Here is a 15209-nt window from a genome sequence, read left to right as displayed (position 1 = left end):
AAATGACCGGCACTCTATCCATAAAAAGTGAATACGAGCAATGACAGCAACCTCTCAGCGCGGTGTGGCATTATTAACCATTTTACTGTTGGTGGTCAGTATCACTGTGGTGGCAGGGGCGATGCTTGCCAGTCAAAAAATCGCCATTCGCCGCAGTGGCGTATTATTTGATCAAAATCAGCTCTCACAAGACATCAATGCCGGTCAACAACTGGCAATCACTCTTATTCGTGCTGATAGTATGCTCAATGATACTGACAGCGCGCAAGATATTTGGGCGAAGCCATTACCGCCTTATAGCTTAGGCACGCATAGCATTAGCGCTGAATTACGCGATGAAGCCAGTCGTTTTAATATTAATAATCTGTATCATAATGGCAAAACGGATACCGTAGCGTTAGAAGTCTTGCAGCGGTTATTGACCCAGCTTAATCTAGCACCTGAGATTGCTGTTGCGATACTTGATTGGCAAGATGCTGATGCGGAAGTATATAAAGATGGTGGCGATGAAAGCGTGGTATATACGCAGACGGCGAATGCTGGCACGACTACCACGTTGCCCAATCAGCCCTTTGTCAGTATTGAGCAATTGCAAGAAGTGCGCGGTGTGACTACTGAAGCATTGACAATTCTGCGTCCTTATCTGACCGCTGTTCCTTATTATTTACCCATTAATATCAACACAGCAAGTCCTGCGCTGTTAGCGGCATTAATAGAAGGCAGTAGCGCTGAGCAATTGCAGCCACTGATAAAATTACGTGAGCAGCAGCCCATTGCTTCGATAAATGATATTTGGCAATTACCACCGTTTATGACGCTTGATAGCGAGCAGAGCAAAGCCTTAACGCCATCGTTGGCAGTCGATAGCAGCGCGTTTATGGCATTGATTACGGCAACGGATAGCAGCAATAATGACAAAGCGCGGCAACGATTTGCCACCATACTCATTAGTAAAATCGATGCTGCGCCTGCTACGGAGAGTAATAATCCTGCTAATGGCAACGATAATGCTAATAATAATGAGCAAAGCGCCAAAGTGATTAAAGTTGTGTCGCAACGGTCATGGGCATTTCGTCCCAGTTTTTAGAGCATAATGCTGATGATATTTTAGGTAAATGGTGCACGTTAAAGGAATCTAGTTAATCATTTAAGCGCGTCTCTTCACTCGATTTCCAATTGTATGCGCCATAAAACAACATTTGTGCCTGACGGGTACAGTTATGTAGCATTAACTGCTTTTTATCTTCAATATCTGCCAAGTCGGCATCATCATCATGATCCTCAGAATAGCTCAACTCAAGCCAATCAATAATCCACGAAAAGAACATATTAACGCCAGCTTCAGCCAATAATCGACGATCATAAGCATTAATATGAGCAAACGCTGGCTGCAATGCCAAATCTTCGCTTAAACTTTGTGCGTGTAATTTCATCAGATTGCCAATGGCTTTACGCACCGCCTCTGAGCCACCAAACCGTTCGCTGACCAGAAACTGCCAATAGCGCGGCTTGTCGCTCACGGTGTATAAAAAAAGCTGGATACTTTTGGCAATTTGCCGATCAAAGCTGCGTTTGCGTCCAATTTGTAAGCCCTGACTTAATATTGCCAGCGTACTGCCCAGCTCCTCAATCACCAGTGCTTGCCCGAGCGACTCCATATCATCGAAATGCCGATAAAATGCAGTGGGTACGACGCCAACTTCGCGTGTCACTTGACGTAAGCTAATGGAGCTAAAGGATTGTCCGGTCATGCATAAATCAAGTACGGCATTAAAAAAGGCGTGACGGGTTTGGAGTTTTTTTTGTTCGCGACTGCTCATAATATCTAATATTACCTAAGAGGGAGATATGTTATTTATAGAAAGCTATATTATTTATAAAATGGTATGTTGCCCATTTTAACGTAAAAATGGGATTGAAGTTCTAAAAGCGTAAATCTCAGTGGTTTTTTAGACCATCTTTTAAACCATAGTACCCCAATGACCTTGCAGCTCTTGTGCCAAGCGATAGGCTTCATGATCGTTCATACCGGTGATAAAGTCTAATATAATCAGAATGTTATGATAAAGGTTGTCGGTTAATAAGCGCTGCTGCTCATCAAGATGCGGTTGTAGCAAGCGTAGTAGACGCTGTTGTTCAAATGACATGGGCGCGCTTTGTAATTGCGCGATGCCCATCCAAGCGAGCGGCATAAAAGCGTCTAGCAGCCGATGCAAACACTGATTTGCCATCAGCTCCATACGCACTTTACTGGGATGATTAAAGATTTTTTCACGTGCCAATTGTTTAGCATCATTAATGCCGTTTTGTACCGTGGCATCACAATGAGCGAACAGGCTGCCAGTCAATGTACCCGCGAGCAGGGCATCGCTATTGGCGACGAATGCATCGGTCACCGTATTAACCAAGCGCATCATTGCCCGTGCCCGTAGAGCCGCGAGGCTTTGGCGCACTGACATATGCGAAGGTAAATAGTTAGCATCTGAGGATTCACCAATCAATTTATAAAGAATAGCAGCAACCTCATCATAGCTGAGCATATTTAAATGCACACCGTCTTCTAAGTCAATCAGCGCATAGCAAATATCATCCGCTGCTTCTAACAAATATGCTAACGGATGGCGCGCGTAACCGCTATGTTGTGTGGAGCGTGCCAACTGTAAGCAATTGGCTAATTGCTCTAATTGTACCGCTTCACTAGAAAAGCAGCCGAATTTTTGCGCGTTGCTTTGGGATTCTTTATTCTGGGGCGCATTGCTGTGAATCGCGCGCCACGGATACTTCATAAAGGCACCAAGCGTTGCGCAGGTTAAGCGCATACCGCCTTTATCAGGATGATGTTCATTATTGACTAATAATCTAAATCCTTGTGCATTGCCTTCATAAGTGGTGATGTCTAGCCGTTCTTCAACACTTAAATGCTGCAAAAGACGCTCGCGCTCAGAATGCAAGAACCAATCTCGAATCGCATATTCGCCCGCATGACCAAATGGCGGATTGCCAATATCATGGGCGAGACAAGCCGCTTGCACAATCACCCCAACATCGGCAGGAGTAACACCGTCAGGTAAGCCATTATCTAACTTCTCATGGAGCTTTTCTGCTGCCATCATACCAAGCGAGCGTCCGATACAAGAGACCTCTAACGAGTGAGTCAAACGGGTATGAATGCCCAATTGGTTAGTCAATGGATGGACTTGGGTTTTTTGATTGAGTTGGCGAAACGAGTGTGAAAATACCAGTCTGTCGTAGTCTTTATGAAAGGCACTACGGGCGCTGTTTTGCGTAGGTGGTAGTTTATCACTGCCCAAACGCTGAGCGCTAAACAAGCGTGCCCAATGCTCATTAGCGTTAAGAGGATTATGCAACTGAGTACTCATAACTTCATTTTCCTTATTATTATTTTAAGTGCTGTCTGCTTAAATATTGTCCGTTTAAATGCTGTCTGTTTCGATACGATAGTGAATTTAGTATAATAAAAAAAGCCAGCATAAAGGCTGACTTTTGGTTGTGCTATGCTAAGGCTGTGTAAATACGCTATCCAATATTTAACGTTAAAAGTTAAACGTTAAAGCGGAAATGCATCACATCGCCATCTTGGACGATATAAGTCTTGCCTTCTAAGCGTGCTTTACCAGCGGCAGCTGCGCCTTTTTCACCGTTGAATTCAATGAAATCATCATATGCAATAACCTCGGCACGAATAAAGCCGCGCTCAAAATCCGTATGAATCACGCCAGCTGCCTGCGGAGCCGTTGCGCCAACCGCAACTGTCCAAGCACGAACTTCTTTTACCCCAGCGGTAAAGTAAGTTTGCATATCAAGCAAGTCGTAACCACCACGAATCACCTGGTCAAGACCCGCTTCTTCCATATCCATCTCTGCTAAGAAGTCTTTTTTATCATCTTCGTCAAGCTGGGCAATTTCGGATTCGATTTGGTTGCATAACGCAATGACAATAGAATCTTCGCCCGTCGCATAATTGCGTACGGCATCAAGGTATGGATTATTCTTAAAGCCATCCTCAGAAACGTTAGCGATATACATGGTCGGCTTAAGGGTAATTAAACCATAACTTCTAATCAGTTTTTTCTCATCAGCATCCAAGTTAGCAGCGCGTGCGGCTTGACCTTCTGCTAATAACGGTTCAACTTTTTTAAAGATATCCAGTAGGGCTTGCGCGTCTTTATCACCGCCTTTGGCTTTTTTGGTTTGGTTGTGGATGGCACGTTCAACGGCTTCTAAGTCGGCTAATGCCAACTCAGTATTGATGGTTTCGATGTCATCAATTGGGCTGACGCGACCGTCAACGTGTACCACATTGTCATCATCAAAGCAGCGTACCACGTGGGCAATGGCATCGGTTTCGCGGATATTGGCTAAGAACTGGTTGCCCATGCCTTCGCCTTTTGAGGCGCCAGCGACCAAGCCTGCAATATCAACAAACTCCATCGTCGTTGGTAATACGCGCTCAGGATTGACAATATCAGCCAATTTTTTTAGGCGTGGGTCTGGCACAGGAACGATACCGGTATTGGGATCTTTGGTACAAAACGGGAAGTTCTCAGCGGCGATACCTGCTTTGGTTAACGCATTAAATAAAGTAGATTTACCCACGTTTGGTAGACCGACGATGCCACAGTTAAAACCCATAATAGTCTCGCTTTATTAATGTAATAATCCTGTTATTTAACAGTGATTTGATAATGGAGATGAACGACAATGCAGAGATGCAATAATCAACGTTCAGTAAAAAAGAAAAGCGTTCAGTATAAAAAATTACGTCAAAAATTGGCGCTATTGTAGCAAACTAAACGCGCACTGGGGCAGCTTTCTTGGGCGGTTTTACTCAGCTATTTACTGCCGTTTAACCACACCAATGATGACGCCCATATCTTTTTTGTCGTGCTTGTCGATACTTGGTGCATAAAACGCTGAAGCAATTCCGCCATCAAAAAACAGCGCGTTCGGACACTTTAGCTTGTCTTTAAATAAAGCGGCAAACTGATAAAAGGTCACCGGCTCATTGCTATTCACAAACTGGATACTGCCATCCTCACAGACGCCAGCACCATTACGGAACTTGGTTGAGGTACCATTTTTATTAAACTGCGGATGAATTTTATTGTTGATAACCAGCATCGGACCTGATTGAGTAGCAAACCAAGGTTTTGTACCTTTAGCCAGCTGCCGCTGCATGTCACGACTTTCGGTAATATGAACGCTACCGGCTTTATCCCACCACATTACACCGTTGGGCAGTAAATGAAAGTTGCCACCGCCTTTGTTTGTATTTAGCGCGCGTATTTCTTTACCCTTAATAACCGTATAGCCAATCGGTGCATAAACCTCGTTATACATACCGGCATTCATGGCAAAAATTAAATTTTTCGATGCTGGCAACGTGTCTAATACATGCTTAAAGGTAAGGAGCGGCGTTTTATTATCCGTCTTTTGCCAAAATAACTGTAACGCATAATTGCCATTATTTACGTTGGTGTCAGCAACGGCATCGGCACTAATATGACAGACGCTATAGGTAAAAGGCGCGGATGCCTCTTCACATGACCAAGGCTCAGCATCGATATCAGGTGCGTCCGTAGAGCTTGGCTGGCAAGCGCTGACACTTAAGCCAAATACGCCAAGCGTCAACACGGTTAAATAAGGAAAAGTAAAAAAGGAACGCAGCATGGTTCGTCAGTCTTATATAACGTGGAGATAGTGAATGATAAATCAGTTTTATAAACAATTTTTATGGCAATTTAGCCTATTGAATCGGGAAAATCACGAGAAGTATGATTGACATTGCCAGTCAATCGACCGCCATCGCTGTAGCTGACCTTACTAAACGTTGGTTCTAAAAGGTTTGCCATATTTGGCTCTAGGGGAGTTTCTTGCTTTGTCTCTAGGGTCGGTGCTTTGGTTTCTTTACCTCTATCACGCGAGTCTCGATTGTAAGCAATGAGCGCATCATTATCGGCTAAGAAGCTGTCCGCATTTGCCATGACCCACATCTGATTAAAGACATCGGCGCGGGCACTTTGGTCGAGCAACGCACCTTCATCGGTAAAGTAAAAGAACTTGGATAACAGTTTGATTTGCCCATCATCCAAACGGCGCGCAATATGATACGGCTGCAACTGACTAGGATGTTGTAAACCAACTGCGCCCACAATGCTGGCAAGCGATTTCAGGGTGTTTTTATGAAAACTTGCTACTCGATCCGCTTTACTTGGTACATCAAGCGCCATTTGACGATACGGGTCTTGGGTTGCCACGCCAGTCGGGCAAGTGTTGGTATGACATGAGCGCGATTGAATACAACCAACGGCAAACATAAAACCGCGCGCTGAATTACACCAATCTGCACCCAGCGCAATCATGCGCGCGATATCAAAGCCTGAGACGATTTTACCACTGACACCAAGTTTGATTTTATCACGGATACCGGCACCAACTAAGGTATTGTGCACCAGTAAAAATCCATCAACCATCGGCATGCCGACATTGTCCATAAACTCTACAGGCGCAGCACCCGTACCGCCTTCAGCGCCATCAATCACAATAAAATCAGGGTAATTATCGGCTTCAATCATGGCTTTAACGATTGCCATAAATTGCCATGGCTGCCCAATACATAATTTAAAACCAACCGGTTTACCGCCTGATAAATCACGCAAATTTTGCCAAAATGCCACCAGTTCACGTGGATTGCTAAAGGCAGAATGCGAAGAGGGCGACACACAATCTTGCCCCATTGGCACTTGGCGTGTATCTGCAATTTCTTGAGTAATTTTCTCACTCGGTAGCACGCCACCTTTACCGGGTTTTGCCCCTTGCGACAGCTTGATTTCAATCATTTTAACTTGTGGGTCTACCGCTTTTTCAGCAAACGACTGTGCATCAAAGTGACCCTTATCATCACGGCAGCCAAAGTAGCCGGTGCCCAATTCCCACATCAAATCGCCACCAAATTTGCGATGATAAGGACTGATTGCGCCTTCACCGGTATCATGAGTGAAACCACCCATTTTTGCGCCTTGATTGAGCGCCATAATGGCATTTGCCGACAAGCTACCAAAGCTCATCGCCGAGATATTAAACACCGACATATCGTGCGGCTGCAAACAACGCTCACCGCCTACCGTAATCCGAAAATCTTTGTTTTTTAACGGTTCACTGATAGCCGATTGTAAAAACCACTCTTTACCATGTGCATATAAATTATCGAGTGTCCCAAAGGCATTGGTATCACTGACATTCTTAGCACGCTGATAGACCAGCGCCCGCTGCTGGCGTGAAAACGGCACTTGTTCTTTGTCGTTTTCTAACAAATACTGGCGAATCTCAGGGCGAAAATCCTCTAACACGTAGCGGATATGACCGGCAACGGGATAGTTATTTAAGATGGCATGCTTCGATTGCAACACATCATAAATACCCAATGCCACCCCGAAGCCGCCAATCACAATTAGCCACCAATTCCATAATAACAACCCTGCCACGAACAATAATATCGCAGCGCCAAAGGTGCTATAACGTAATAACAAGCCGATCACATAAGGGGCATTATGTTCCGATGTAGGATTCAAATTGGTACGAGATTTGGGCATAGTAACGCTCAACTAGAAAACGTGAAAAATAAAAAACGCAGCTCTCATTACGATAAGTAATGAATATAATAGCTGACAGACTGCCGATATAGGGTCAGTCGCTCAACGATTAAAGAGCTGCGTATATCTGCGCCTATGATATCACGGGACAGGCATAAATTGCGTAACGGCTTGCTAACATTACTGTCCGTAATATTATTGTAGGTGAATAAAGCCAAAAAAATAACAAAATAAGTAAAGATAAAGGCGTTTATAGCGACTAGAGTGGGACGCATATTGATAAAGTGTTACTGATATCAATCGACTATAAAACGATAAATTTTGAATCACAGTAAACTAATTCATAAAATAAAAAGGAATGTCATCATGCTTACCCTGTCAAATCCTGTATTACTTAAGCAACAGTGTTTTATTAAAGATGGCTGGCACAGTGCCAGTAATGGCGAAACCATTGAAGTCACCAATCCGTTTAATGCAGAAGTTATCGGTGCTATTCCAAGCCTCACTACAAAAGATGTCAATGACGCGGTGGCTTATGCTCATGAGGCACAAATATCGTGGGCAGCAAAAACTGCACAAGAGCGCTCAGAATTACTACAAAAATGGGCGGATTTAATTGACGCGAATAAAGAAGATTTGGCAATCATTATGACGGCTGAGCAAGGTAAGCCGATAAAAGAATCGCGCGGTGAGATTGGTTATGCCAACAGTTTTATTCGCTGGTTTGCTGAAGAGGGCAAGCGCGTTTATGGTGATGTTATTCCTGCCACCCAGTCTCAGTTGCGCTACGTTATTCTAAAACAGCCCGTAGGTGTGTGCGCGGCGATTACTCCTTGGAATTTCCCAGCTGCCATGATTACACGTAAAGCTGCACCAGCACTCGCAGCAGGTTGTACGATTATTATTAAGCCGGCAACAGAGACGCCATTTTCTGCTTTAGCACTCGGCGTTTTGGCAGAGCAAGCTGGCATTCCAGCAGGTGTTATTCAAGTGGTTACTGGTAAATCGTCCGCTATTGGTGAAATCTTAACGGGCGATGCGCGAATTCATAAATTATCGTTTACCGGTTCTACGGAGGTCGGACGTACCTTGATGGCACAGTGTGCACCGACCATTAAAAAGCTATCGTTAGAGCTTGGTGGTAATGCGCCCTTTATCGTGTTTGACGATGCGGATTTAGAAAAAGCCGCTGAGGGCTTGATTGCTTCCAAATATCGTAATGCGGGTCAAACCTGTGTCTGTGCCAATCGCGTTTATGTTCAAGACAGTATTAAAGATAAGTTCTTAGATATTTTCGTCAAAAAAGTATCGGCGCTTAAAGTTGGTGATGGTATGGATGAGGATGTTGATATCGGTCCACTTATCAATAAAGATGGTTTAGAAAAAGTACAAGCGTTGTTAAAGGATGCGCTTGATAAAGGTGCAACAATAGTCACTGGTGGCGATAAAAATGCGGCGTCAGCGCTCAGCTTTAATCCAACTGTGATTACTGATATTAGCGTAGATATGGATATTGCCAGTGAAGAGATATTTGGTCCTATTGCCTCGATTTTTACCTTTTCATCTGAAGAAGAGGTTATCAATGCGGCGAACGATACCATTTATGGATTAGCCGCCTACTTTTACTGTAGTGATTATGCGCGCGCTTGGCGAGTCACTGAAGGTCTTGAGTATGGCATGGTGGGTCATAATACCGGCATGATTTCAACCGAAGTTGCACCATTTGGTGGGGTTAAGCAATCAGGATTTGGTCGTGAAGGCTCAAAATATGGCATCGAAGAATATGTCGTGACTAAATACTGGTGTAGTGACATCAGTGGCTAATTGATAGTGGTAGGGCTGAGAGATGTGAAAAGAAATGTGAAGAGAAAATTGAATTAAGAGAATAACGCATTAAAACAATAAAAAATCATCTATAGCCACTGTTATAGATGATTTTTTATTCGTGTTTATCCGCACTTTTTATAAGTTTATTAGGTGCTACAGGTGTCTCAATTACATCAGTAATATCATTCGCGTCAGCCACTTGCGCTATTGCTTCTGCAGGTGGTGCGCTAACTTGAAGTTTACGTTGTTTAATCAGCGATACCTTTTTACCTTGAGATCTTGGGGTATGACGGTCGATAGGTAAGGTAAGTTCGGGTAGTGACTTGGATGGCAGCTTGGGTTTTAGATTGACTAAAATATGCGTACCCTTTAGTATCTGTTCTTCTTCTAGCGCTTGTTCATATAAGCTTTCGTAAGCTTTTAGCGTCTCTCTAATCATCTCGCGCATGGTAAATTTATCTGTCATCTCAGGACGGGTCACGCCTTCTAGCTGGTTTCTTACCGCTTTACATAACGCATGCGCATTGTATTTTTTGACTAAGCCTTGCGGATAAAGCGGCTTTAAAATCTCACTAAATGCGGCTTGATCCCAGCCAATGACCGGTGTCCCTAAGTGAATCGCTTGTAAGGCATTGATGCCGATAGATTCCGGTTGATTGGCAAGCGCCATAACAACATTGGCAGCCGATAACCATTCGCGCATATCATTACGTTTGCTGCCAACATAAGTAATATGGTCACCCAAATCAAGAGCATTGCTGCGCTGGCGAAAGTCCTCATGTGCCACATCACCATCCCTATGATCTTCATCCATAATAATGGCGTGAATATTGGGGAATTGCTGTTTTAAATTGCCCAGAATATCTATCAGCCATTCTTGCCCATATTCATTGCCAATAACGGTGGGAAAAACCAGCCATTTTTTATTCTCAAGCTCAGGGTATTCTGCAAAAATATAGCGTAGCCAATAGACTGATGGATTATGACGGTACGGATAGCGGCGTATATCAATACCACGGTAAATACGTTTGATTAATTTGGGTCCTAAAGTCTCATTACGCAGACCTTTTTTGAGATAATTGGTGACACTGTCGGACACAGTAATCACGGTGTCAACATCCAGTAGCGCCTGCGAGTACTTATTAATCGGATAAAAGCCATACATGGTGGAGACCAATTTAGGTCGGCGTTTAAGTCGCATATGGCGTAGCGCCAGATGCAATATCCACGCGGGCGTGCGTGAATGGACATGAATGACATCAGGATTGTATTGTTTAATCAGATGCCGCAGCGGCGCAATTTGTAATAGCGACAGCCACGATTTTTTATTGATGTGCAGCTGATGGTAAATGTTACCATCGCGCTCTAGACGTTTGACCAACTCATTGTCGTCATCGGCGCTGGAGATAATAATAGAGGTATGCCCATTTTTGACCAAGGCTCGCCCAAGATAAAAGATACCGCGTTCGGATTCATCATGTTTTAACGACGATAATAGGCGCATTACAATCATAATAGCGGTAAATATCCATGAAAAGAGGCGAGCTGCTATTGTCAGTTAAAAACGCTTAAAACTCAACCTTAAAGGTAACGGTAGGTATAAAGGGTGAGGCAATCATCATATTACTACCATTCTCTTCACCACTTTTATCTTAACGCCGTTTTTGTAAATGCTCAGCATCTGGCAACACTTGTTTTTCACTCAAATATTTCCAGTAACGCTGCGGTAAATACTGACGATGCAAACGTGGGTTTTTACGCTCTTTAATATTTACATTGGCAAAATAACCTTGCCAAAAATGCTGATAGCGCTGCTCATCTAAACTGTGAATGCTGGCAGGATGGCGCAAAACCGCTTCATCAATATCGGTGATGGTTTGCAGCGGTGCAGGATGCTTTGGCGTACCCTTACTTTTATCATAAAAAATACCGTAACCGCGACGCACATCATAAATCGCCCAGTCTTGATCTTGATAGCGCTTATGAAAATGCGCGCCAATGAGTGGCAAGACATTAAAATCTGGCTCAATTCGGGCAAAATAGATATCCTGCGTGGTGTGCTCAAAACGGACAAACGCTTCCATACGGTGTTTTTCGCGTCCCACGGACTTTACTATTTGCGCCAGCTCAAGAACGTGTAAATTACCTAAATCTTCCATCACGTCACGATTCGGATAGGCAATAGTGTATTTAACCACTTCAAAAAGGATGATGCCAATAATCTGCTTTTCGGACAAAAATCCCCACAATATTTGACGCATACCTGAGCGCCCCAATAGTTTATTTAGGGTTTTTAGCACGCGCTCGGCATGTTCGGCGTCACTGGGTACAGAAATAGCCGGATCAATTAACGAGGGCACATAATTATCCTGCGCGTATAGCTGTAACCCAGCATGGTCTTGCAAACGCTTGCTATAAATGTAAAAAACGGCACTGAGCCAACCTTCAAAGCTGGGTTCGTAGAGAATAATACTCGGAATAACCGCGCTCGGCGTTGTATGCGCATTTGGCTTATTGTGTTTAGTATTTTCTAATAACAACATCGACATTTTTATCCTAAAAACGTGATTATTAAAAATGATTGTGACCATCTTAATACTTAATACACGCTGGCTGATCCAAATTTATTAAAACAGTGCCAGTTGTCCATCACGTTGGTCTTTAAACTTAGTCTGCGTTTGCGCCAGCACATATTGACGGAAGTTATCGCGGGTTAAATGGGCGAGATGCTCATTTTTACCCGTCATCGCCATAAAGTATTTGGCACGGTTTACCGCAGCACCCATTTTTTTAAGATGCTCTAACGTTAGATTATGAAACTTGCGCGCTTTAATCATTTTCTTTGCCGTTTTTGTGCCAATCCCCGGAATACGGACAATCATGGCATAAGGCGCGGTTTGAATATTCACCGGAAAATGCTCACGGTGGCGAATGGCCCATGCCAGTTTTGGGTCGCAATCTAAGTCCAAAAATGGTGACTCCGGCTCGACGATTTCATTGGCATCAAAGCCGTAAAAGCGCATCAGCCAATCGGCTTGGTAGAGGCGGTTTTCTCGTACCATCGGCACCGGTGTGCCAATCGCTGGCAGGCGACTGTCGGACAACATCGGCACATAACCCGAATAATAGACCCGCTTGAGCGCATATTCTTTATAAAAGTGACTCGATAACTGAATCACTTGCAAATCAGTCTCGTTACTGGCACCAACAATCATTTGGCTGGTTTGCCCAGCAGGGGTAAATTTTGGTGCTTTCTTATGGGTTTTTTGGCTGTCACGGAATGTGATAATCTGCTCGCTAACCATTTGCATTGGCATTTTTAATTGTTCATGCGATTTCTCTGGCGCAAGCAATGCTAGCCCAGATTTGGTTGGAATCTCAATATTGGCGCTCAAGCGATCAGCATACAGCCCAGCCTCAATCAGCAATTCCTTTGACGCGCCCGGAATGGTTTTTAAGTGAATATAACCATTAAAGCGCTCGCGAGTACGCAATATTTTGGCAACTTCAACTAAGCGCTCCATCGTATAATCGCCATTTTTAAAAATACCGGAGCTTAAAAATAAACCTTCGATATAATTACGGCGATAAAATTGCATGGTTAATTCCACCACTTCTTCAACGCTAAAAGCTGCGCGCGGCGTGTCATTACTTTTGCGCGAGGTGCAATACGCACAGTCATAAATACAGTGATTGGTTAATAATATTTTTAGTAAACTGACGCAACGTCCATCTTCGGTATAGCTGTGGCAAATGCCTGATTTTTCGCCATGACCGAGCGCGCCACCCTGATTTTTGCGGGTGCTACCGGAGGAGGAGCAAGAGACATCGTATTTTGCCGCATCGGCTAGAATATTGAGCTTGCCTTGCAATCGTTCGTAATTAATCGTTGTCATAATAGAATCTTATCAATCAATTAATAAGTTCTTATTTTAACAAAATTAACGTTAAGTCATTGTATTACTGGCGGATTTTACAGAATAAGACGACAACTGCTGTCGCTGGTTAGAGTAATAATGGCGCATGAAAAAAGGTCTTTAATAATAAAGACCTTTTGATAATTTAAAACGTTATTGCCAACATTAACTACTGATTATATACCCTTAAAAAAGGGTTACTGCACAGTGGCGCGAATCACTACGGTTTGCGCAGCATTAGCGCCAAGGTCAACCAAATTCCATTTTAAACCTGAATAAGGCTGTTGAATGACGGTAGACGTGCCAACTTGTCCGATAGCTTGGTAAGTATTACCACCTGTGGTTGCAAGCGTTGGCAGGCTACTATTGAGCGAAAGTAACTTGACGCCATTGGGAAGGTTCACCGTTGCATTGATATCGTTGACAGGTCTTGCCGTGGTATTGGTGTAAACGGTGTGATATTCGATAATATCGCCGGGCGCAATATGGTTAGCAGGCACGGCAAATTCACGACCTTCGCGATTTTTAAGGATTTTCATCACTTTGGTATTTGCTGCAACCACATTTGGGGTGCTAAATACGGGCTTTAATTGCAACGTATCGAGGGAAGTTGTCGTGGTAACCGCAATGGCATTGTTATTAGTGATGGGCAGGGTAGTGATTGGCAGGGTAGTAATTGGCAGTGTGGTGACTGGTAGAGTCGTTACAGGTAATGCTTGGGCGACGCTATTAACAGGGGTGGTTACAATACCGACCGAAGTGACTTGATTGGTCACAGGAATGGTATTAAGCGGCAAGGTATTGATAGGTAAAGTGGTGACTGTTGTGCCTGTATTTATAACATTGCTTTGACTCACCACTACTTGCTTAGTATTGCTTTGTAATACGCCGTTTTGACGAACCGTATAACGCGGTACGTTGGTCACTTGGGTGACTGAGTACGGCATGCCGCTTTGCATACTGATGCTGGTGGGCGTTGTGGTGATGGTTGCTACTTGTCCGTCAGAGGTTTGCTCAATAATAGTGCTGCTAGCGGTATTCGGGGTGACGATAACTTGCGGCGCAGAATGAGCGCTACTAATAAACAGTAGGCTGCTGGCTAACATGCTAACGATGCACACAGGCGTTATTTTTTGAGTCTGATTGATTTTATTTATTATCATATGGGTCATAAATTCCGTTTTATAAATGTTTTATAAATAAGGATGAATAGCCAGTTAGCCTATAAAAAACCCTCGCAACTGACCAATTATTAATGTCAATTGCGAGGGCAATATAAGTGATGGCTAACCAGTTATCATAAATGTTAAAGGTGCTAGTCTAACCCAATTTAATCATAAATTACTTTCATGACTTCATATTCAACCACGCCTTTTGGCGTTTCAATACGGGCTTCATCGCCTTCAGATTTACCAATCAGACCACGTGCAATTGGCGAGTTGACAGAGATTTTACCGGCTTTAAAATCCGCCTCATCATCACCGACGATTTTGTATTGTTTTTCTTCTTCGGTGTCCATATTTTCGATGACGACGCTTACGCCAAAGACCACACGACCTTCTTTTGGTAAAGTGGCCGGATCAATCACTTGTGCACCGCCCAGTTTGGCTTCGATATCACGGATACGCGCTTCACAAAAGCCTTGTTGTTCACGGGCTGCGTGATATTCAGCGTTTTCCTTTAAATCGCCATGTTCACGTGCTTCTGCGATAGAGGCAGTGATACGAGGACGGTCAATACTTTTTAATTGTTTTAATTCGGCTTCTAAAGCCGCATGTCCTTGCGGAGTCATGGGGTAACGTTGCATATTTTTTCCTTGAACCAACACCATCACACCACCTCGTGATGAGAT

At 43.8% G+C, this 15209-nt stretch carries 12 protein-coding genes; 2 read left to right on the top strand and 10 right to left on the bottom strand.

Annotated features, from left to right (window positions below; all coding sequences use genetic code 11):
• The first annotated feature begins 40 nt into the window (after positions 1–40).
• A complete protein-coding gene (gspK, locus tag AAEY78_RS05570) occupies positions 41–1087 on the top strand; it encodes a type II secretion system minor pseudopilin GspK (RefSeq protein WP_352338004.1) in 1047 nt (348 codons plus the stop codon).
• A gap of 52 nt (positions 1088–1139) precedes the next feature.
• Here gspK and AAEY78_RS05565 read toward each other — a convergent pair whose 3' ends face one another.
• From AAEY78_RS05565 to AAEY78_RS05545, 5 genes are all read right to left on the bottom strand, one after another.
• On the bottom strand, positions 1140–1820 hold the full coding sequence (locus AAEY78_RS05565) for a TetR/AcrR family transcriptional regulator (RefSeq protein ID WP_352338002.1): 681 nt from the start codon (positions 1818–1820) through the stop codon (positions 1140–1142).
• A 141-nt stretch (positions 1821–1961) separates the two neighbouring features.
• The gene (locus AAEY78_RS05560) at positions 1962–3380 is read right to left on the bottom strand and encodes a deoxyguanosinetriphosphate triphosphohydrolase (RefSeq protein ID WP_352338000.1); all 1419 of its coding nucleotides are present in this window, start codon (positions 3378–3380) and stop codon (positions 1962–1964) included.
• Positions 3381–3561: 181 nt separating this feature from the next.
• Entirely contained in the window at positions 3562–4653 is a 1092-nt protein-coding gene (gene ychF, locus AAEY78_RS05555) for a redox-regulated ATPase YchF (RefSeq protein WP_352337999.1), read from the bottom strand.
• A 204-nt stretch (positions 4654–4857) separates the two neighbouring features.
• Positions 4858–5691: a phosphodiester glycosidase family protein gene (locus tag AAEY78_RS05550; RefSeq protein WP_352337997.1), complete on the bottom strand. Its 834-nt coding sequence runs from the start codon at positions 5689–5691 to the stop codon at positions 4858–4860.
• Positions 5692–5762: 71 nt separating this feature from the next.
• A complete protein-coding gene (locus AAEY78_RS05545) occupies positions 5763–7613 on the bottom strand; it encodes an FMN-binding glutamate synthase family protein (RefSeq protein ID WP_352337996.1) in 1851 nt (616 codons plus the stop codon).
• Positions 7614–7979: 366 nt separating this feature from the next.
• Here AAEY78_RS05545 and AAEY78_RS05540 point away from each other — a divergent pair, with 366 nt between their 5' ends.
• A complete protein-coding gene (locus tag AAEY78_RS05540) occupies positions 7980–9437 on the top strand; it encodes an NAD-dependent succinate-semialdehyde dehydrogenase (RefSeq protein ID WP_352337994.1) in 1458 nt (485 codons plus the stop codon).
• Positions 9438–9552: 115 nt separating this feature from the next.
• On the opposite strand, the gene AAEY78_RS05535 is transcribed toward AAEY78_RS05540, so the two are convergent.
• The 5 genes from AAEY78_RS05535 to greA all read right to left on the bottom strand — a co-directional run bounded on the left by AAEY78_RS05535 (position 9553) and on the right by greA (position 15164).
• The gene (locus AAEY78_RS05535) at positions 9553–10944 is read right to left on the bottom strand and encodes a glycosyltransferase (protein ID WP_502943672.1); all 1392 of its coding nucleotides are present in this window, start codon (positions 10942–10944) and stop codon (positions 9553–9555) included.
• A gap of 148 nt (positions 10945–11092) precedes the next feature.
• Positions 11093–11989, bottom strand: coding sequence for a TIGR03915 family putative DNA repair protein (locus AAEY78_RS05530; RefSeq protein ID WP_352337991.1), 897 nt, complete (start codon positions 11987–11989; stop codon positions 11093–11095).
• Between the two features lie 78 nt (positions 11990–12067).
• Positions 12068–13336 (bottom strand): putative DNA modification/repair radical SAM protein, encoded by a 1269-nt coding sequence (locus AAEY78_RS05525; protein ID WP_352337990.1) that lies wholly within the window; start codon positions 13334–13336, stop codon positions 12068–12070.
• Between the two features lie 218 nt (positions 13337–13554).
• Complete coding sequence (locus AAEY78_RS05520; RefSeq protein ID WP_352337988.1) at positions 13555–14529, bottom strand: hypothetical protein; 975 nt, start codon at positions 14527–14529, stop codon at positions 13555–13557.
• Positions 14530–14687: 158 nt separating this feature from the next.
• On the bottom strand, positions 14688–15164 hold the full coding sequence (greA, locus tag AAEY78_RS05515) for a transcription elongation factor GreA (protein ID WP_352338058.1): 477 nt from the start codon (positions 15162–15164) through the stop codon (positions 14688–14690).
• Positions 15165–15209: the final 45 nt, after the last annotated feature.

Origin of the sequence: Psychrobacter sp. 16-MNA-CIBAN-0192, assembly GCF_040309565.1 — a bacterium.
GTDB lineage: Bacteria > Pseudomonadota > Gammaproteobacteria > Pseudomonadales > Moraxellaceae > Psychrobacter.
This window is presented reverse-complemented; position numbering and strand designations above follow the sequence as displayed.

What these genes read in the sequence shown, in the direction of transcription:
- gspK (WP_352338004.1), top strand. Translation starts at nt 41, where the DNA reads ATGACAGCAACCTCTCAGCGCGGTGTGGCATTATTAACCATTTTACTG.
- AAEY78_RS05565 (WP_352338002.1), bottom strand. Translation starts at nt 1,820, where the DNA reads ATGAGCAGTCGCGAACAAAAAAAACTCCAAACCCGTCACGCCTTTTTT.
- AAEY78_RS05560 (WP_352338000.1), bottom strand. Translation starts at nt 3,380, where the DNA reads ATGAGTACTCAGTTGCATAATCCTCTTAACGCTAATGAGCATTGGGCA.
- ychF (WP_352337999.1), bottom strand. Translation starts at nt 4,653, where the DNA reads ATGGGTTTTAACTGTGGCATCGTCGGTCTACCAAACGTGGGTAAATCT.
- AAEY78_RS05550 (WP_352337997.1), bottom strand. Translation starts at nt 5,691, where the DNA reads ATGCTGCGTTCCTTTTTTACTTTTCCTTATTTAACCGTGTTGACGCTT.
- AAEY78_RS05545 (WP_352337996.1), bottom strand. Translation starts at nt 7,613, where the DNA reads ATGCCCAAATCTCGTACCAATTTGAATCCTACATCGGAACATAATGCC.
- AAEY78_RS05540 (WP_352337994.1), top strand. Translation starts at nt 7,980, where the DNA reads ATGCTTACCCTGTCAAATCCTGTATTACTTAAGCAACAGTGTTTTATT.
- AAEY78_RS05535 (WP_502943672.1), bottom strand. Translation starts at nt 10,944, where the DNA reads ATGCGCCTATTATCGTCGTTAAAACATGATGAATCCGAACGCGGTATC.
- AAEY78_RS05530 (WP_352337991.1), bottom strand. Translation starts at nt 11,989, where the DNA reads ATGTCGATGTTGTTATTAGAAAATACTAAACACAATAAGCCAAATGCG.
- AAEY78_RS05525 (WP_352337990.1), bottom strand. Translation starts at nt 13,336, where the DNA reads ATGACAACGATTAATTACGAACGATTGCAAGGCAAGCTCAATATTCTA.
- AAEY78_RS05520 (WP_352337988.1), bottom strand. Translation starts at nt 14,529, where the DNA reads ATGACCCATATGATAATAAATAAAATCAATCAGACTCAAAAAATAACG.
- greA (WP_352338058.1), bottom strand. Translation starts at nt 15,164, where the DNA reads ATGCAACGTTACCCCATGACTCCGCAAGGACATGCGGCTTTAGAAGCC.